General features: G+C 49.2%; 18 protein-coding genes. 15 read left to right on the top strand and 3 right to left on the bottom strand.

Annotated elements, in window-relative coordinates:
- The first annotated feature begins 11 nt into the window (after window positions 1-11).
- Together O3276_RS08555 and O3276_RS08550 are read left to right on the top strand one after the other, a co-directional pair.
- Window positions 12-878, top strand: a complete 867-nt coding sequence (locus O3276_RS08555) for a hypothetical protein (RefSeq protein ID WP_269675257.1) — start codon at window positions 12-14, stop codon at window positions 876-878.
- A 401-nt stretch (window positions 879-1,279) separates the two neighbouring features.
- Window positions 1,280-2,116: a hypothetical protein gene (locus O3276_RS08550; protein ID WP_269675256.1), complete on the top strand. Its 837-nt coding sequence runs from the start codon at window positions 1,280-1,282 to the stop codon at window positions 2,114-2,116.
- 80 nt (window positions 2,117-2,196) lie between these two features.
- Here O3276_RS08550 and O3276_RS08545 read toward each other — a convergent pair whose 3' ends face one another.
- Window positions 2,197-2,838: a CDP-alcohol phosphatidyltransferase family protein gene (locus tag O3276_RS08545; protein WP_269675255.1), complete on the bottom strand. Its 642-nt coding sequence runs from the start codon at window positions 2,836-2,838 to the stop codon at window positions 2,197-2,199.
- A gap of 288 nt (window positions 2,839-3,126) precedes the next feature.
- On the opposite strand from O3276_RS08545, the gene O3276_RS08540 reads away from it, so the two are divergent.
- From O3276_RS08540 to erpA, 3 genes are all read left to right on the top strand, one after another.
- The gene (locus O3276_RS08540) at window positions 3,127-3,897 is read left to right on the top strand and encodes a DUF6776 family protein (protein WP_269675254.1); all 771 of its coding nucleotides are present in this window, start codon (window positions 3,127-3,129) and stop codon (window positions 3,895-3,897) included.
- Window positions 3,869-4,315, top strand: a complete 447-nt coding sequence (locus O3276_RS08535) for a bactofilin family protein (RefSeq protein ID WP_269675253.1) — start codon at window positions 3,869-3,871, stop codon at window positions 4,313-4,315. The genes O3276_RS08540 and O3276_RS08535 overlap by 29 nt, the downstream gene beginning before the upstream one ends.
- 115 nt (window positions 4,316-4,430) lie before the next feature.
- On the top strand, window positions 4,431-4,784 hold the full coding sequence (gene erpA, locus O3276_RS08530) for an iron-sulfur cluster insertion protein ErpA (protein ID WP_101747158.1): 354 nt from the start codon (window positions 4,431-4,433) through the stop codon (window positions 4,782-4,784).
- A gap of 111 nt (window positions 4,785-4,895) precedes the next feature.
- Here the strand turns inward: erpA and O3276_RS08525 are convergent, their stop codons facing one another.
- Window positions 4,896-5,834 carry an L-lactate dehydrogenase gene (locus O3276_RS08525; protein WP_269675252.1) on the bottom strand — a complete coding sequence of 313 codons (939 nt, stop codon included), beginning with the start codon at window positions 5,832-5,834 and terminating at the stop codon, window positions 4,896-4,898.
- Window positions 5,835-6,221: 387 nt separating this feature from the next.
- Here O3276_RS08525 and radA point away from each other — a divergent pair, with 387 nt between their 5' ends.
- From radA to glgB, 10 genes are all read left to right on the top strand, one after another.
- A complete protein-coding gene (radA, locus tag O3276_RS08520) occupies window positions 6,222-7,595 on the top strand; it encodes a DNA repair protein RadA (protein WP_269675251.1) in 1,374 nt (457 codons plus the stop codon).
- Between the two features lie 224 nt (window positions 7,596-7,819).
- Window positions 7,820-8,455: a hypothetical protein gene (locus tag O3276_RS08515; protein ID WP_269675250.1), complete on the top strand. Its 636-nt coding sequence runs from the start codon at window positions 7,820-7,822 to the stop codon at window positions 8,453-8,455.
- Window positions 8,425-9,399, top strand: coding sequence for an alpha-amylase family glycosyl hydrolase (locus O3276_RS08510; protein WP_269675249.1), 975 nt, complete (start codon window positions 8,425-8,427; stop codon window positions 9,397-9,399). Before O3276_RS08515 ends, O3276_RS08510 begins: the two co-directional genes overlap by 31 nt.
- Window positions 9,399-9,965: a GlgX family protein gene (locus O3276_RS08505; RefSeq protein WP_269675248.1), complete on the top strand. Its 567-nt coding sequence runs from the start codon at window positions 9,399-9,401 to the stop codon at window positions 9,963-9,965. Before O3276_RS08510 ends, O3276_RS08505 begins: the two co-directional genes overlap by 1 nt.
- A 448-nt stretch (window positions 9,966-10,413) precedes the next feature.
- A complete protein-coding gene (gene pgm, locus O3276_RS08500) occupies window positions 10,414-12,057 on the top strand; it encodes a phosphoglucomutase (alpha-D-glucose-1,6-bisphosphate-dependent) (RefSeq protein WP_269675247.1) in 1,644 nt (547 codons plus the stop codon).
- Window positions 12,058-12,244: 187 nt separating this feature from the next.
- A complete protein-coding gene (locus O3276_RS08495) occupies window positions 12,245-12,676 on the top strand; it encodes a sugar phosphate nucleotidyltransferase (RefSeq protein WP_269675246.1) in 432 nt (143 codons plus the stop codon).
- Complete coding sequence (locus O3276_RS08490; RefSeq protein WP_269675245.1) at window positions 12,645-13,154, top strand: sugar phosphate nucleotidyltransferase; 510 nt, start codon at window positions 12,645-12,647, stop codon at window positions 13,152-13,154. Before O3276_RS08495 ends, O3276_RS08490 begins: the two co-directional genes overlap by 32 nt.
- 34 nt (window positions 13,155-13,188) lie before the next feature.
- Complete coding sequence (locus O3276_RS08485; RefSeq protein ID WP_442876575.1) at window positions 13,189-13,470, top strand: GlgC family sugar phosphate nucleotidyltransferase; 282 nt, start codon at window positions 13,189-13,191, stop codon at window positions 13,468-13,470.
- Window positions 13,460-14,938: a glycogen synthase gene (locus tag O3276_RS08480; protein ID WP_269675243.1), complete on the top strand. Its 1,479-nt coding sequence runs from the start codon at window positions 13,460-13,462 to the stop codon at window positions 14,936-14,938. Before O3276_RS08485 ends, O3276_RS08480 begins: the two co-directional genes overlap by 11 nt.
- Before the next feature lie 115 nt (window positions 14,939-15,053).
- Window positions 15,054-17,282 (top strand): 1,4-alpha-glucan branching protein GlgB, encoded by a 2,229-nt coding sequence (gene glgB, locus O3276_RS08475; RefSeq protein ID WP_269675242.1) that lies wholly within the window; start codon window positions 15,054-15,056, stop codon window positions 17,280-17,282.
- Between the two features lie 223 nt (window positions 17,283-17,505).
- On the opposite strand, the gene O3276_RS08470 is transcribed toward glgB, so the two are convergent.
- Window positions 17,506-18,189 (bottom strand): DUF2726 domain-containing protein, encoded by a 684-nt coding sequence (locus O3276_RS08470; protein WP_269675241.1) that lies wholly within the window; start codon window positions 18,187-18,189, stop codon window positions 17,506-17,508.
- Window positions 18,190-18,281 lie beyond the last annotated feature (92 nt).

The following is an 18,281-nucleotide window of genomic DNA, read 5'->3' as shown; positions in this document are numbered from 1 at the left end:
GCATTTTTAATATGTATTTAACCGCATCATTAAGTGCTGAGTCTACAGTGGCTTTCACTGATTCTTTTGAAGGTTCATCCTTATCGGGTAAGAAGGAATCAATAAAGGCGGGGAAAAATTCTGGAAGAGTGATTGTTAAGGTAACAAATACTGTTTTAAAAACAACCTTGGCAAAAGCGTTTCAGGAAATTGATAGATTGACTACAATCGATTTTGACAACAACGGTAATAAATTGCAGGATATCAGAATCATTGACCCAGAAAAACATAATAAATATCTATTTCCATCAACAATAACATTTGACGCATCTGGCAAACTTTCAGATACAGAGGTCTTTGATAAAAATTTTAAGCCGAATACAGATTCAATAAACAAAATGTGTAAAGAGGCTTTGCAAACAATGGGGCGCAAACTCCACTGGAGGAATTGTACTGTGGAGGCTTGGTGCTCTTTGATCAGGTACCCATTCACCAGTGAGCAAACATTGATATGTAATATGCCATGGCATAGAGATAAATGTACTTTATCCATGACAACACTGTTATCACCATATAACCAACACGATAATGGTTTTTGTGGTGGAGCATTGAGTTTTGCAAAAGATTCAAATGTTTCTGGTACTCTTCCTAGAAGTTCTTCTGGTATTCCTGAAAAATCTACCATAAAAACATTTGAATACAAAGAGCAAGGAGACGGCTTCATCTTTGATAATATTAACTCACTTCATAAAGTTAAAAAAATGTATGTATTGAATGAAAAGAAGCTTAAAGAACAATCCGTACAAAGATTGTTGCTTGTTTGCTTTACTAATCCATCTGAAAATGATGTAAGACATCTCTCAGTAGCGCTGGGTGAAGAAAATTTAGCTTTAGTTTAACGCCAAAACCAAGGGGTGTTGCAAGTTCAGCCTTCTGGATTTTTGTAAGGCCGGTATGTGCAAGTGTAGAATACAGTTTAAATTAAACGGCTGGCTGCCGCCCGAATCATAGTTGTGTCAGGTACCAACCAGTTGAACTTAATTGCTTGCAAATTAATTTTAGGGCGTGCTGGGAGTTTTTAAAATTTAGACTATATTACAATTGCCTGATTTTATAGTGGGACGATTAGCCAGCTTATTTAATCTCCTGACCTGAAAGATTACAGCCATTTGGATAATTTCTCTTTGTTCAATGGTGTCAGTTATCTTAATCCTTTACAGTGAAAATTGTTAAACACACTGTCAGATCATTCCACCTTAAAATCTATATATGATATTTTAAGATGGTAAGGAATCTTTATATGTATGCAGCTGCACCATTACAAAAAAATTTAACTACAGCTAAGATGGCTAATCCTGATTATTTTGAAGAGATATTAATGTCTCAAAAGGTAACAGAATCTGAAAGAAAGAATTATGCTGGAAAAATAATTGTTAAAGTGCCTGATGCTGTTTCAAAATTAGCCATGGAAAAAGCACATCAGGAAATTGATAATTTGCCTACCTGGAAGTTCCTTAACAATGGAAATCAAATGCAGCGAGTCAACATTAGAGCTGAAAATGTGAGCCGTGTATTTTCAACAGTAACATTTGATGAAAATGGTAAACTTTCAGGTACAGAGGACTTTGACCAAGATTTTGCGCCAAATACAGAGTCAATAAATGAAATGTGTAAAGAGGCCTTACAATCCATGGGGCGCAAACTCAATTGGAAGAATTTTACTGTGAAGGTTCATTGCGGAGTGCTCAGGTATATATTTACCCCGGCACAACAACAGATATGTAATATGCCCTGGCATAAAGATGCCTCTTCTTTAAGCATGACAACTCTTTTATCCCCCTATATTCAAAAAAACAATGGTTTTTCTGGTGGAGCATTAAGTTTTGCAGAAGAATCAGATGCTAAGTGCGTTCCTGTAGAAGAAACCATAAAAACATTTAAATACGAAAAACCTGGCGATAGCATCATCTTTAATGGACTCCATAAAGTTGAAGATATGCACGTATTAGATGTATTAGATGTAGATGAGCTTACCAAACGTCCGGTAGAAAGAAGGTTGCTTACCTGCTTTGCTGAGCTCACTGAAGATTATGTAAGAAACCTTATAGCAACGCTTGGTGAAGAAAATTTAGCTTGAGTATCCAAGGCCAAATCAGGGGTTGCTGCAAATGCAGTTCCCTGAATTTGTTAAAAACACTCTAAAAAATGGCTCAATCCCTAGGTGACTGGCTTTTGGTGCTTTTCTTTCTCTGCCTGCTCAATACTTTGGTAACCAGACCAGACCCTGAGAGCCGCAGTTAAAATGCATATAACGGCAAAACCCAGGGCAAGTTGTGGAAAATAACCGGGCAGCAGACAAAAAAGCACAAACAGCGCAATGGTTTCTGTACCCTCGGCCAGACCTCCCAGGTAATACAGGGATTTGTGTTTGAAGCGCGGGTCTGACAGCTGATGTTTCTCAGCCATGATGGCATAGGCAAGAAAGCTGGCTCCGGTGCCCATAAAGGAGAAAATCAGGACGCACGCTGCCACCGCATTGTGTGCCGGTGACGCCAGGGCAAAGCCCATGACAATGGCCGAATAAAAAATAAAATCCAGGGTAATATCCAGAAACCCGCCAGCATCTGATGGGTTGCCCAGCCTGGCCAGTGCTCCATCAAGACCATCCAGTATCCTGTTACTCAAAATCATCACTAAAGCCAGTGAGTAGAACTCAAAGGCCAGCAATGGGACTGCCAGCATGCCCATCAGAAAACCGGCAACGGTGACCTGGTCCGGTGTGATGCCACGATGCTTTAACTGCAACGCAGCCAATCGCAACGGTGGCTGGATAAGTGAGGTTGTCCATTTATCGATCATGTAATTTTAAGAAGGCTGTGTTGATGAGCGGTAAAAGCGCATCATACCGCTGGCTTTTTTCTGTGCCAAACCCCTTCTTCAGATGTTTGGCCAGGACTGAATTTTGGGTGTGGCGAAAGTTTGCCGGTTTGTTTGTTATGTTTTTTCGGCTTGTGTATAGTCCCGCTGTTAAGTTCTTTAGAATAAAGGCGCATCCTTTTACTAGGTGCTGTTGAAGGAAGGTTGCAGGCTCATTGGCTCTTAACTACTTAATGGGCCCGAGTCATGGTCAGGAAAAGGTGGATAGCTTTGCATCCCGACAGTAGCAAACTCAGGGTTATACGCCATGACCCGAAACGAGATCAGTTAATTCGAATTTTTCTATTGGTATTTATTGCTTTGCTGGGTGGTTTTGCCTATTGGTATGGTGGAAATCATGCAGGCCAGAATCTGGATCAGCTTCGGCAACAGCATACCACTCTGGAGAACAGGGCCAGAGTATTGCAGGAAGAGAACAGAGAGCTCCGGCAGCGAGTGGGTATTCTGGAAAGTGCCAGTAAAATGGATCGTGAAGCGGTCAATAATGTTCGCCTGTTAGTAAAGAAGCTTGAGGAAGAGAAAGAGCTGCTGCATAAAGAACTGACTTTTTTCAAAAGCATCCTGGCTCCGGAAGACATGTCTACCGGTGTGCGGGTGGCGGGCTTCAGTTTACTTCGGGGGAATGAATCCGGTCAGTACCGTCTTCGGCTGGTGATTTCCCAGGTGGCGAGAAGCAACCCGTTTCTGAAAGGAACACTCTCGGTATCCCTGATTGGCGAGAAAGATGGCAAAGCACAGACCATACCGCTGCAGAAGCTGATCGCGTCGGATCAGGCTATCGCAGGTTTGGGGTTTCGCTATTTTCAGGCTCTGCCCAGTGACAGAGAGTACTTTGACTTCACTGTACCGGAAGGTTTTCAGCCGGCAGAGGTCAAGGTTATGGTGCGCATCACCAGCGGAGTCAAACAGAGTTTTGAACAAATTTATCAATGGGATAAGGAGCTGTTAGCGGATGTTCGGCAAGAGCAAAACAGCGGGTAACGTCGCGAAACATGGCAGTACGACACTCATATCGTCAGAAACAATTATTACCGGCGATATTCACTTTTCCGGTTCCGTACATATCGAAGGGCGTGTTAAAGGTAATGTGTCAGCAGATCAGGGCATGTTGACCATTGCCCATAATGGCAGTGTGGAAGGTGATGTTCGTGTCCAGCGTGTGGTGGTCGATGGCCATGTTCGTGGCAATGTTTTTGCCGAAGAACATCTGGAGCTTGCTTCCAGGGCCGTGATTACCGGTAATGTGTTTTACAACGTGATAGAGATGACCAAAGGGTCTCAGGTTAATGGCAGTCTTGAGCATCACTCGAACGGTGTGCCTGGTGGACCTCAGCCTCTGCTGGAGCGTGCTGACCAGGAGATGCCTGCAGCGGAAGTGATTGAAGCGGTGGATAGTTGACTGTAACAGTTGGTTACTTCGATAATAGTCGCTAATGAGTAAATGACGGGCCGCTGCCTTAACGGGTTATCAGTAGGTGATGGCCATGAGCCAGGGCGGCGGCACGGGAGGGTCAATGAGCGTAGTAGAAACAGTGATACCGGAGCCAATCAGTGTTACGGAAGCTGCTGCCCGCAGGGTAAGTGAATTGCTGGCAGATGAGACCGAAGAAAATCAAAGGCTCCGGGTATATGTCACCGGTGGCGGCTGTTCCGGTTTTCAGTACGGCTTCACGTTTGACAGTAATCTTGCTGATGATGACACCCTGATTACCAGAGATGGCGCAGCCATTGTGGTAGATTTCCTCAGTTACCAGTACCTGGTGGGCGCGGAGATTGACTATGAAGAGGGGCTGGAAGGCTCTCGCTTTCTGGTTAAAAACCCGAATGCCAAGTCGACCTGTGGCTGTGGGTCTTCGTTCTCGATATGAACGAATATCCGCGTCAGGCTTTTGGGAAGCCAAAGGTCACGCCGGGCACAGAGGAAACCTTCTGATGTGCCCAGCGTGATCTTTGCGTTTTACCAATCGTCAAAAAGGGGCTTATACCAGCTGATCCATAGAGGCTTTAAGGGTGTTTACCGAGTGTCGAATGCCCGCCAGTTCTTCCTCATCCAGTTTAGGGGCAATAATGCTCTCCACGCCGTCACTGCCAATAACGGTTGGCAGGCTCAGGCAGATATCGCTAATGCCGTATTCTCCATTCAGCCGGACCGTGACCGGAAGAACACTGCGCTGATTATTGAGTACCATGCGAATGATAAAGGCAATAACCAGACCAATCGCCCAGTTGGTGTAGCCTTTGTTGGCAATGATCTCGTAAGCGGCTTTTCTGACCCTGGTGACAATACCTGCCAGGGCTTCGGGATCGTATTCACGACCATTAATCGTATTGCCTTTGATGCCAAGCCCGGCAATGGTAGCGGAACTCCAGACCGGTACTTCAGAGTCCCCATGTTCCCCGAGAATATAAGCGTGAATGGATTGGGGTGAGACATCATAGTAGTTGGCCAGCAGGGTTCGAAAGCGGGAGGTATCCAGCAGGGTGCCGGTGCCAATCACCAGGTTATTGGGACGATGACTCAGGCTCTGCATGGCATGGGTAAGAATATCCACCGGGTTGCTGGCAATCAGTAACAAGGCTTGGGGTGCATGCTGGTCAAGCTCTCTGGCGATGGTTTCAAACACTTTGATGTTTCGCTGCAACAGATGCAGGCGACTCTCATCGGGGCTGGATTGACTGACACCGGCGCAGATAACGATGATGCCTGCCCCCTCCAGGCTGGCAAAGTCACCGGCGCTGACCTCGCAGCGCCCCACCAGTGGCTGGCCATGCATCAGGTCCAGTGCTTCGCCATGGGCTCTGTTCTGGTTCTTATCCACAAGAACAATTTGATTGGCCAGCTTTTGTTGGAACAGGGAGTAGGCGGCCGCCATACCAACAAAGCCAGTGCCGATAATGCCAATTTTATTCGTATTCATGGTGAGTGCCTGCGTCTTTGAAGTATGCCCTGGCAACAATAAGCTGAAATATGTGCATACCTCAAGAAAGTGAGGAGTGAAGGTAGTGGCTTATACATCATAAACCCTGCATGATTCTGCTGTATGATTCACCTTTAGTGCAAAGTTCTGTCTGCGTTAATTTAGTCTGACTTTGTTGTATTTGGTAGTAACTGAAAAAAGAAGGAAGCCACAAAGATACAAAGACACAAAGGTTTATCCGAGCTTGTCTGAGCTGCGATAAACCAACAAAAAAGGCTTCCTTTGTGCCTTCGTGTCTTTGTGGTTCTATACGGAATGTTTGTTACGGATCACACTGAGCAGTTAGACTGACTCTATTTACGCAAAGACTTTACGCAAAGACTGTTCATGGCAAAAGCAAAATCCCGAAAAGCATACGTGTGTACCGAATGTGGCAGCGAAGCCGCCAAATGGCAGGGGCAGTGTCCGGACTGTAAAGCCTGGAACACCTATAAAGAAGTCAATCTCGGACCGGCCGCCTCTCCCTCCATTGCTGCCAGTAACAAGGCCGGTTTTGCCGGTGCTCTCTCTGAGCTGAAAACCCTCAGCGAAGTGGATGTGGCAGAAGCGCCTCGCTTCTCCAGTGGCATGACGGAGTTTGACCGGGTGCTCGGTGGCGGTTTTGTCAAAGGCAGTGCGGTGCTAATTGGTGGTCACCCGGGGGCCGGTAAAAGTACCATTCTGCTGCAGGTGCTTTGTCACGTTGCCCAGTCCATGAATGCCCTTTATGTTTCTGGCGAAGAGTCACTGCAGCAGATTGCCGCCCGGGCCCAGCGATTAGGACTGCCCACCAATAACCTGAAAATGCTGGCGGAAACCTCCGCAGAAAATATTGTCGCGGTGGCCGAGCAGGAAAAGCCCGGCATTATCGTTATCGACTCCATTCAGGTGATGTATATGAACGGAGTGGACTCCGTGCCCGGTGGTGTTGGCCAGGTCAAAGAGTCTGCCGCTTTCCTGACCCGATATGCCAAACAGAGTGGTACGGTAATGCTGATTGTCGGCCACGTCACCAAAGACAACTCTCTGGCCGGTCCCATGACCCTGTCCCATATCATTGATACCCAGATCATGCTGGGCAATACCGATGATTCCCGCTTCCGTATGATGCGGGCCACCAAAAACCGGTTTGGTCAGGTGAATGAGCTGGGTATTTTTGCCATGACCGAAACTGGCATGAAGGAAGTGAAAAACCCATCGGCCATTTTTCTGTCCCGCACCCAGGAGGCAACTTCGGGCAGCATTATTTCTGTATTGTGGGAAGGTACCCGACCTCTGCTGGTTGAGATACAGGGGCTGGTGGTGGAATCCCAACTGGGAAACCCTCGTCGTGTAACTGTCGGCGTGGAGCAGAACCGTCTGGCCATGCTGCTGGCCATTCTTACCCGGCACGGTGGTATTTTCACCAGTGACCAGGATGTGTTTCTTAACGTAGTGGGGGGCGTAAAGATCACGGAAACCAGCGCTGACCTGGCCAGCCTGCTGACCGTGGTTTCCAGCCTGCGGGATACACCTCTGCCACAGGACCTGGTGGCCTTTGGTGAGGTGGGGCTGGCCGGGGAAATCCGTCCGGTGGCCAATGGTCAGGAGCGTCTGGTTGAGGCTGCCAAGCATGGCTTTAGCCGGGCCATTGTTCCTGCCGCCAATCAGCCCAGAAAACCGATTCCCGGTTTGACAGTGATTGCCGTGAAAAAATTATCGGAAGCACTGGAAGCAATTTAGGAGTTGTCTGGAAATAACTTCCCTATTTTCATTGCCTGACTCCGTTCGGACTGAGCTTGTCGAAGTTCGGTGGCACGACCCTTCGACAAGCTCAGGGTGAACGGACATCGGGAACTTATTAAAAGACAATTTCTTAGCTGTCGGGGTATTTTCAACAGCAGTAGTCATTGTTAGTGAATCAAATTAAAATTCAGCCCATTCCAATACGTTGATGTCTCGGATACATGAATCAGCCAAAAATAACTTTAGAATCACTTGGCCCGGGAAGTAGCCACCATCTGGGGGCTAATTTTCTGAATCAACAGCTGCACCCGGAGTTTCCTGACTCAGCGGTGGGGGTGAACTTTGCGGTGTATGCACCGGAAGCGTCAGCCATGATGCTGTGTCTGTTTGACAACACCGGGGTGGAGCAGCGCATTCCCATGTATGGCCCTGAAAAGGGTATCTGGCATGTATTGGTTAAAGGGGTGCAGGAAGGTCAGGTCTATGGCTATCGCGCCGATGGCCGCTGGGCACCTGATGAGGGGTTGCGCTTCAATATTCATCAACTGCTGCTGGATCCTTATGCCCGTGAAGTTAAAGGGGTTATTAACTGGCAGCCTGCCGTCTACGATTACTCCGGCAAGGAAAGAAGTCAGTGGTCGTTCAATGATCAGGACAACGGCCATTTGCTGCCCAAATCGGTGGTCCGGACCGATCAGTTTGACTGGCAGTCTGTGACCAGGCTGAACTCCCCCATGAAGACAGTATTATTTACGAGAGCCATGTCAGGGGCTTTACCCGTCAGCACCCCAATATTCCGGAAGCCCTGCGGGGGACGTATCTGGGGATGTGTCATCCTGTCGTTATTGATTATCTGAAGGGGCTGGGTATCAATACGGTTGAGCTGTTGCCGGTGACCAGTTTTCTCAGTGAGCCAAGATTACGGAAGCTGGGGCTGAAAAACTACTGGGGCTACAATCCGCTCTGTTTTATGGCACCTGAGCCGTCCTATGCTATGGATGATCCGGTGGATGAACTAAAGACAATGGTTCGTGAATTGCACCGTGCCGGTATCCGGGTAGTGATGGATGTTGTTTACAACCATACCTGTGAAGCGGGATCGGATGGTCCATGCCTGAGCCTGCGAGGGTTGGCTGAAAAAGATTACTATTTGCTGGATCACCATGGTGGTCATCTGGTGTCTACCAACTACAGTGGTTGTGGTAATGCGCTGAATTTTGACAGCCCACAAACCATCAAACTGGTGATGGATAGCCTCAGGTATTGGGCTGAGCACTATCAGATCGATGGTTTCCGTTTTGATCTGGCACCGACCATGGCCAGACGACATCGGAAGTTTGATGCTCACAGCGCATTCTTTCAGGCCGTATTTCAGGACCCGATTCTTTCGACCCGGCAGATGATTGCAGAACCCTGGGATCTGGGGCCTGAAGGTTATCGCCTGCGAGGTTTCCCAAGGGACTGGCATGAGTGGAATGACCGTTATCGCGGTGGTATACGATCATTCTGGCGTGGTGACAAAGACCAGGTGGTGGATATCGCCTGGCGTCTGACCGGCTCCAGAGATATTTTCGGGCCAGGCAGACCGACTGGAAGTGTTAACTATATCTGCAGTCATGATGGTTTTACCCTGCGTGACCTGGTGTCGTTTGAGCACCGGCACAACCTCGCTAATGGTGAAGGTAACCGGGACGGTGACCAGCATAATCTCTCCTGGAATTATGGCGTTGAAGGGGCGTCCGGTGATCCTGCTATTCAACAGCTGCGGCTGCGTGTACGAAAAACCTGCTGGCGACGCTGATGTTTTCCCGCAGTATCCCCATGCTGATGGCGGGTGATGAGTTTGGTAACAGTCAGCATGGCAATAATAATGTTTACTGTCAGGATAATCCCATTGGCTGGGTTGACTGGTCGTGGTTGGCTGGAAACGGCAATAGTGATGAAAATCCTGATGGTGCCGAGCTGCAACAATTCACCTCAATGCTGATTCATTTACGCAAGTCAGAGCCATTGCTGGGCATTCGTTATCAGACAGATGACAGGCAGTGGCACAGCGCTGAACTCGAATGGTTTAATACTGAAGGCGTACCTCTGACCGCAGCAATGCTGCCTGATGAGCGGGGGCATGCACTGGAGATGCGCTATCGCTGCCCTGTGGATAGTCAGCCCAGTCTGGTGCTATTGGTCAATAATGAGGCTGAAACCCGGCGCTTTAACTTGCCTGATACTGGCAATGCCGTTCGCTGGCAAAGAGTTTTATCCACGGATCTGGATAATGAAGAAGCTTTCCGGGAAGAGGTGATTTTGCATCAGGGGTGGTACGAGGTGCCGGGGCGCAGTGTTGTGGTGGTGAAAGAATTGGTCTGAAAACCTTTTATTATTTCATAGTAATGGGGTTGGAGTAAGTTAGTGATTAACGGCAATGCATCCCTGTAGAATAATCGGTATCGTGAGCATAATCACTTACTCACAGACTGATGCTCTACTTTATTTTTGTGTTGGCGGGCGGTTTTCTCTGTTAGCTTCTGAAAGCAAATCAGGCAGTTGCCTTGTATTTTCATGGTTAGCAAATATTGGTTGTATTTGCTGTCGGCCAGCGAGGAGCCTGTCGGACTTAAGACTGTCCTACTGCGGTTGCGATAAATTGGTCTAAAAATTCCTGCTTCTTCGTCAAATAGCCCCGCTATTATCCTCAGAAGCAGAAATTTTTATCCTCAATTTCTCGCAATTCTCGCTACGGGTTCGCCTAGACGGACGCTTAAGTCCGACAGGCTCCCAGGGCATTTTCTGCCATTTTTACTATTGAGGAACCGCCATGCATCCCCTCGCAGGCCAACCCGCAACCGATGATCTTCTGGTTAATATTCCCCGGCTGGTCAGTGACTATTACACGATACGGCCCGATCAGGCAGAAAGCAGCCAGCGAGTTGCTTTTGGCACATCGGGTCATCGTGGCACGTCTGCCAATGGTTCGTTCAATGAAGCCCATATTCTGGCGATCAGTCAGGCAATCTGTGAATATCGTCGTGCGCAGGGGATAGAAGGCCCGGTTTTTGTTGGCATGGATACCCATGCGCTGTCTGAGCCGGCGTTAATCAGTGCTGTGGAAGTGTTTGTTGCCAATGGCCTGGATGTCATGATCGATCAGGAGCGTGGCTATACGCCAACGCCGGTTATTTCCCATGCCATCGTTTCCTATAATCGCTGTCACAGCAAGCTGGCGGACGGAGTGGTCATCACCCCTTCCCACAATCCACCGGAAGATGGCGGTTTTAAATATAACCCGCCCCATGGTGGCCCGGCAGGTAGTGATATTACTGGCTGGGTGGAAAAACGGGCCAATGAGCTGATCGCCGAAAACCTGTCTGGTGTTAAAAGAATCTCTTTTGAACAGGCGCTCAGATCTGGCAAGGTTCACAAGTATGACTTCGTTACGCCGTATGTGAATGACCTGGAAAATGTGCTGGATATGGCGGCCATTGCCAACGCTAAACTGAGCATTGGTGTTGATCCCCTCGGTGGTTCCGGTTTGCACTATTGGGCACCTGTTGCGGATCGTTATGGTCTAGACCTGACGCTGGTCAGTAAAAAAATTGATCCGACTTTTTCGTTTATGCACCTTGATAAGGATGGCCGTATCCGTATGGATTGTTCATCCTCTTCCGCCATGGCCGGGCTGATCAACCTCAAAGATGACTTTGCCATTGCTTTCGGGAATGACCCTGACTTTGATCGCCACGGTATTGTGACCCGTGGTCATGGGTTGCTGAATCCAAATCACTATCTGTCCGTTGCCATCCAGTATCTTTATACCCACCGTCCGCAATGGTCGCCAGAGGCGACGATCGGCAAGACGCTGGTTTCCAGTGCCATGATTGATCGTGTCGCCAATGGTCTGGGCCGTACTGTGACTGAAGTTCCTGTCGGGTTTAAGTGGTTTGTTGACGGTCTCTCAGCAGGCTCTACGGCATTTGGCGGCGAAGAGAGTGCCGGAGCCTGCTTCCTGCGCCGGGATGGTAATACCTGGTGTACCGATAAGGATGGTTTCACCATGGCGCTGCTGGCGGCAGAAATTACCGCCGTTACCGGGCGTGACCCGGGTGAGCACTATGAGGAGCTGACCCGAAAATACGGTGCTCCGGTTTATCAACGGCTCGATGCGGTTGCCAATGATGCCCAGAAGAAAGTGCTTGCTGCATTGAGTCCGGAGCAGGTGAAAGCGGAAAAACTGGCAGGTGATCCCATCATTGCCCGTTTAACCCACGCGCCGGGCAATGGTGCCGCAATTGGTGGTCTGAAAGTTGTTACCGAGCGGGGCTGGTTTGCCGCCAGACCTTCCGGAACTGAAGCCGTTTATAAGATTTATGCTGAGAGCTTTGAAGGGCAAGAGCACCTTTCCCATCTGCAAAGTGAAGCTCAGGAGATTGTCGCCGAAGTCTTTAAGGCAAATGGAGTGTGACTTGGTACTCGCTACAGGTGTTCAGCTGAATCAGCGAAACACCTGAATACTTTGCCTGAAGCTGGCAATAGGGGTGTCGGCTGCAGGCAGGTGGGGGATTCTTCCGGGGTGTATTCATTAGCCGGAATGGGTCAGGGATTGACCTGATTACTTTCAGATCATAATGCAGAAAACAGGAAAATCGACCATGGCGTCAGTCCTTTCCATGATCCTGGCCGGGGGGGTAGGATCGAGGCTTGCTCCACTCACGAGTGTCAGAGCAAAGCCAGCAGTTCCTTTTGGTGGGCAATATCGAATCATCGACTTTGTGCTGAGTAATTTTGTGAATTCCGATCTTCACAAGATTTATCTGATTACTCAGTTCAAATCGCACTCGCTGAGCAAACACCTGCAACGTTGCTGGCGTATTGCCGGTCTGGCGGACAAGTTTATTGATACGCTGCCAGCCCAGATGAATACCGGCAGTGACTGGTATCAGGGCACAGCGGATGCGGTGTATCAAAATCTGAATCACATCGAGTCCCACAACCCTGATCTGGTGTGTGTGTTTGGGGGGGGACCATATCTACACCATGGATGTGCGGGATATGGTTCAGTATCACCAGCAACACAGCGCTGACTTGACTGTTGCAGCGATTCCCGTACCGGTGGATCAGGCCCATCACTTCGGCATTATCGAGGTTGACGAGGATGGTCGTATGATCGGTTTTGCCGAAAAGCCTGTCGATGGTGTCAAGACCATTCCCGGAAATCCGGGCTTTGTGCTGGCTTCAATGGGTAATTACGTGTTCACCACTGATTGTCTGGTGCAAGAGCTGCTGGATGACCACGCCAATGAAGGGTCTGACCACGACTTTGGCAAAAACATTATTCCATCCCTTTACCCACGGGCAAAAGTCATGGTGTATGACTTCTCCCAAAATAGGGTTCCCGGGGGTAAAAACAACGGCTACTGGCGCGATGTAGGTACCATTGATTCATTCTGGGAAGCGAATATGGATCTGCTGACCAGTGAACCGCCCATCGACCTGCATAATCAGGACTGGCCGATTCGTACCTATATTCCCCCCCTATCCACCGGCCCTGATCGCTTTTGATCGTGAAGAGCGTAAAGGTCAGATCAACAACTCCATGGTGGGTGTGGGTTGCGTATTCTATGACATTTATATGCATCGCAGTGTGGTGGGTTACAACGTCAAAATTGGCGACAATACTCAGATATCTGAATCGGTTATTCTTCCCAATGTCACCATCGGTGAAGATGTCGTATTGAACCGGGTTATTGTGGATAAGCGGGTAGAAATTGCACCGGGAACCCGCATTGGTGTAGATCGTGAAGAGGATCTTAAACGCTTCAAGGTCACTGATTCAGGACTGGTGGTTATTCCCAGAGGAGCAAAAGTTGGGTTCTGATTTAAACATTCTTTTTGCGGTATCAGAGCTGGCAGGTATTGTCAAAACCGGAGGGCTGGCCGATGTGGCCGGCGCTCTCGGACCGTGGATGCGCAAGCTCGGAAATGATGTCCGGGTGATTATGCCCGCCTACCGTCAGGCTCTGGAAGCGTTGGCAACAGATGTTGTCGGAACTGGAGAGGTTTGTCTCGACACCCGGGGCAAAATGGGTTTTGCCATAAGACAGGGAACGTTTGACGGTGTCCCTGTTTACCTGATTGAGCATAACCATTACTTTGACCGCAGTGGTCTCTACACCCATGGGGGTGAAGGTTTTGGTGATAACACTGAGCGGTTTGCTTTTTTTTGCAAAGCAGCACTTCAGGCCTGTCAGCTGTTAAGCTTTAAGCCGGACATTATTCATGGCCATGACTGGCAGTCAGCACTGTTGCCTTTCTACCTCAAAACCCATGAGTCTGATAATGCTTTCTTTGCTGACACACGGACGGTCCTGACCATTCACAATGGTGCCTATCAACAACATACTGACCGTGCCTTATTGGGTGTGTTGGGGATCGATCAGCACTGGTATACTCCGGATTTCTTTGAAGACCATGGGCATATTAATCTGCTCAAGGGCGGTATTGCCTTGGCTGATAAAATCACTACGGTGAGTCCAAGGTATGCTGAAGAGCTGCAGACAGATCTTGGGTCGCATGGCCTTGCCCATATCATCGGGCGAAGAAAACAGGATTTCTCCGGTATTCTTAATGGCTGTGATTATCAGGCGTGGAACCCTGAAACGGACGCTTTGCTGCCAGCCAATTACTCTCTGCACGATCTGTCTGGCAAAGCGGTCTGTAAGCAGGCTTTGCAGGAGCGACTGCAGTTACCGGTGAGCGCCGATAAACCTCTGTACGGGCTGGTCAGTCGCCTTGCCGGGCAGAAAGGTTTTGCTTATCTGATACCAGCCCTGTGGCAGTTTTTGCAGGATGATGTTCAGGTAGTACTCCAGGGCTCCGGTGACTGGATGATTGCCGCTGAACTGAGCCGACTGGTCAGTGCTTTTCCGGACAAGTGTCGCTTTGTTGAGGCTTATGACAACCGTCTGGCGCATCTGATAGAAGCCGGTGCTGATTTCTTCCTGATGCCTTCATTGTTTGAGCCCTGTGGCCTTAACCAGATGTACAGCATGAAGTACGGTACCCTGCCCATTGTTCGGGCGGTTGGTGGGCTGGTGGACACCGTTAAAGGCTATGATTCGGCTGGCGGGGACGCAACCGGGTTTATGTTTGATTCGGCTGACAGTGATGCCCTGTTGCACTGTCTCAATCAGACCCATGTCGTTTATCAGGATGGGCAACTGATGAGCCGATTGGTGGTTAATGCCATGAATGAGTCATTTACCTGGGAGCAGTCAGCCCTGGATTACCTTGAGGTTTATCGGGCGGCAGTTGGCTGCGATAAGCCCCGGAGTGGCTTATCTTGAAGGAAAGGCGGAAGACTGAGGTGCTCAGTCTTCCAGATACAAGTTTTCCCTGTCTTCCCGGGAGTCCTTCTGATTTTGTCGACAGGCAATTTTTGCACTGAAATAAAGCAACACTATGAATATCGCTGTATCTTCCAAAACATCATCAATGCCAAAGGCTGCCATAAAGCCTGTGGTGTCGGATCTGGCTAACAGTCAGTGTGCAACGCCTTTTGATCAGCTGGGGTTGCATCCTCATCCGGAAGGAAAAGGTCTGGTCATTCGCGTATGGCGTCCGGATGCAACCATGGTCGAGGTGTTTGATCACCACACCGGCAAGCTGCTTGGCGAAATGAGCCGCAATGAGGCTGGTGTCTTTGAGCTGCATCTGCCCAGAAGAAAAAAGCCGTTTCTTTATCAGTTGGCGATCCATTGGGCGAATGGCCACCGCTTTGTGGTTTATGACCCGTACTGTTTTGGGGAATACATTCTTGCCCAGTCAGATATTGAGTCGGAAGGCCTTTATCGACACCTCGGGGCACAGGTGGTCTCCCATAAGATCAACAGTAAACTGAATATACAGGGTGTGTTGTTTAAGGTTTACGCGCCTTATGCCCGGTCAGTGAGTATTGTGGGAAGCTTTAATGGCTGGGATGAGCGGCTCCATCCAATGGCCAGTGCGGATGATGGTATCTGGCGGCTGTTTGTGCCCGGCGTTCAGGCTGGCGATCAGTATAAATACGCTATCCGTGATTATCACGGCAATTCACTGCCACAGAAAACCGATCCGTTCGCCCGCCATATTGAGCAGTGGCCCGGACTGGCTTCTGTCGTGCAGGGCGTCGATAGCTATGTCTGGCAAGACCAGCTGTGGATGAGTCAAAGAAAAGGCAAGGCTGATAAAGAGCAGCCCTTTTCTATCTATGAGGTTCATGCGGGCTCATGGAAAAGAAAAGAGAACGGTGACTTCCTGAACTTTCGTGAACTGGCCGATGAGCTGATTCCCTATGTGATGGATATGGGCTTTACGCATGTTGAGTTGCTGCCTGTGTCGGAGCATCCACTGTTTGATTCCTGGGGTTATCAGCCGGTTGGTCTTTATGCGCCCAGTAGCCGTTATGGTTCGCCGGATGATTTCCGCTATTTTGTCGATCAGTGTCACCAGAAAGGTCTCGGTGTTATTCTGGATTGGGTGCCTGCGCACTTTCCCAATGATGAGCATGGCCTGGCCAGGTTTGATGGCTCTTCACTTTATGAGCATCCGGATCCTCGTCGTGGTTGGCACCCTGACTGGCAAACCTGTATTTATGATTTTGGCAAGCCCTGGGTTCAGGACTTTCTGATCAGTAATGCCCTTTACTGGCTGGATGAATTCCATATTGATGGCCTTCGTGTCGACGCGGTTGCCTCCATGCTCTATCTTGACTACTCACGAGGTCATGGCGAGTGGGAAGCCAATATTCATGGTGGTAATGAGAATCTTGAGGCCGTCGCTTTCCTGAAGAAGTTCAATGAGAAGGTGCACGCTGCTTTCCCGGATGTGATGACCATTGCGGAGGAGTCAACCAGCTGGCCTGGTGTGTCCACAGCGGTGGCAGACGGCGGGCTTGGGTTTGACTTTAAATGGAACATGGGATGGATGAACGACACGCTTGAGTATATGAAACTCGATCCTGTCTATCGCCAGCACCATCATGGGCAGATGACGTTCAGTACGGTTTATGCATGGAGTGAAAATTTTGTTCTGCCCCTGTCCCACGATGAAGTCGTTCATGGTAAGGGCACTATTCTGACCCGTATGCCCGGTGACGATTGGCAGCGTTTTGCCAACCTGCGGGCCTATCTGGCATTTATGTATGCGCACCCCGGTAAAAAGTTGCTCTTTATGGGCGCTGAGCTGGGTACCCATAACGAGTGGAATCAGAATGCTGAGTTGGACTGGGGCTTGCTGGACAATCCAGAGGGTTTCAGTGTGGGGGTTCAGAAGCTGGTTAAAACCCTTAACCAGCTGCATGGCTCAGAGCCTGCGATGTTTGAACAGGATCTCAGGGCAGAAGGTTTTGCCTGGACCACCGGGGATGACAGTAGCCAGAGTGTGCTGGTGTTCCGTCGTTATGATAATGAAGGGAACTCAGTACAGGTTATCTGTAACCTGACGCCGGTTGTTCGTGATGGTTATCGCGTGGGTGTTCCTGAGGCTGGTCGCTATTGTGAAATTTTGAACACCGATCATACCTGCTTTGGCGGTAGTGGTGTTTCAGCGGGTGAGCTGCTTGAAGCTGAGGAAATCCCGATGCATCATTTGCCCTACAGTCTTGCCCTGACATTGCCGCCTTTGGCCACCGTGATTCTTAAGCGCTCCTGATCTGGATTCTGAAAACTGGCCAGGAGCCTGTCGGACTTAAGCGTCCGTCTAGGCGACCCCGTAGCGAGAATTGCGAGAAATTGAGGATAAAAATTTCTGCTTCTGAGGAGAATAGCGGGGCTATTTGACGAAGAAGCAGGAATTTTTAGACCAATTTATCGCAACCACAGTAGGACAGTCTTAAGTCCGACAGGCTCCTAGGTCTAGTAGCCAGTTCTACTGATTACGAATGAACCATTCTGGCACCTTTGCAGCTTGGATAGGTGCTGCATACCCAGCACTCCAGGCCTGCCTGAGGGCTTTTTTTAAGCGTTCGCAGTCGCATGGGGCTGTGGCATTTGGGGCATTGTGGATCAACGATGGTCTCGACTTCGGCAATAGCTTCCCTTGGGGTCGGGAGCTCGTAATCAGGAGTGCCTTCCTCGGTAAATCCGCAGGTGGCGAGAACGGTACGTCGCAATTCGGTAACATCCCGCCAGGGCTTCATATCATATTCCAGCAATGGCAGTTCTGCCGCTTCACAGAGCTGGCGTAATAGCTTGAACTCTTTTGAGTTGGACTTTGTGTTGTAGGGGATCAGGTTGATCACACAACAGATTTCCATCTTTTTGCGGTGATAGAGCACAAAGTCAAATCGACGGTTTTTTTTGATATTCAGTGCCATGGCGGTCCGGCTGAACCTGCCCGCTGCAAGAACGTCACCAACGGGCAAAGATGGCAAAACCATTAAGTGACTGCGAACGGCAATATCCAGCTGACCGAAAAAAGCACGCTTATCCTGGTCGAAAAGAAGGGTGTTGGGTTTGGCTTTGAAAGGGCTGAAAGTCAGCCATAGAAACCAGGCAATCGCTGCAATAAGTACTATCAAAGAGCCTGAAACAACGAGGGAAAAACTGTCCAGCAGCACTGCACTACCTTGTCTTGGATTTATGGGTCAATGATTGATAAAAACGTGGCTCTTTCAAAAGCGTCAACAATGGCCTCCCCGTGAAAACGTAT

It is taken from the genome of Endozoicomonas sp. GU-1 (genome assembly GCF_027366395.1).
Lineage (GTDB): Bacteria > Pseudomonadota > Gammaproteobacteria > Pseudomonadales > Endozoicomonadaceae > Endozoicomonas.
Note: the sequence above shows the minus strand (reverse complement) of the source record. Positions and strands in the feature narration are given on the sequence as shown.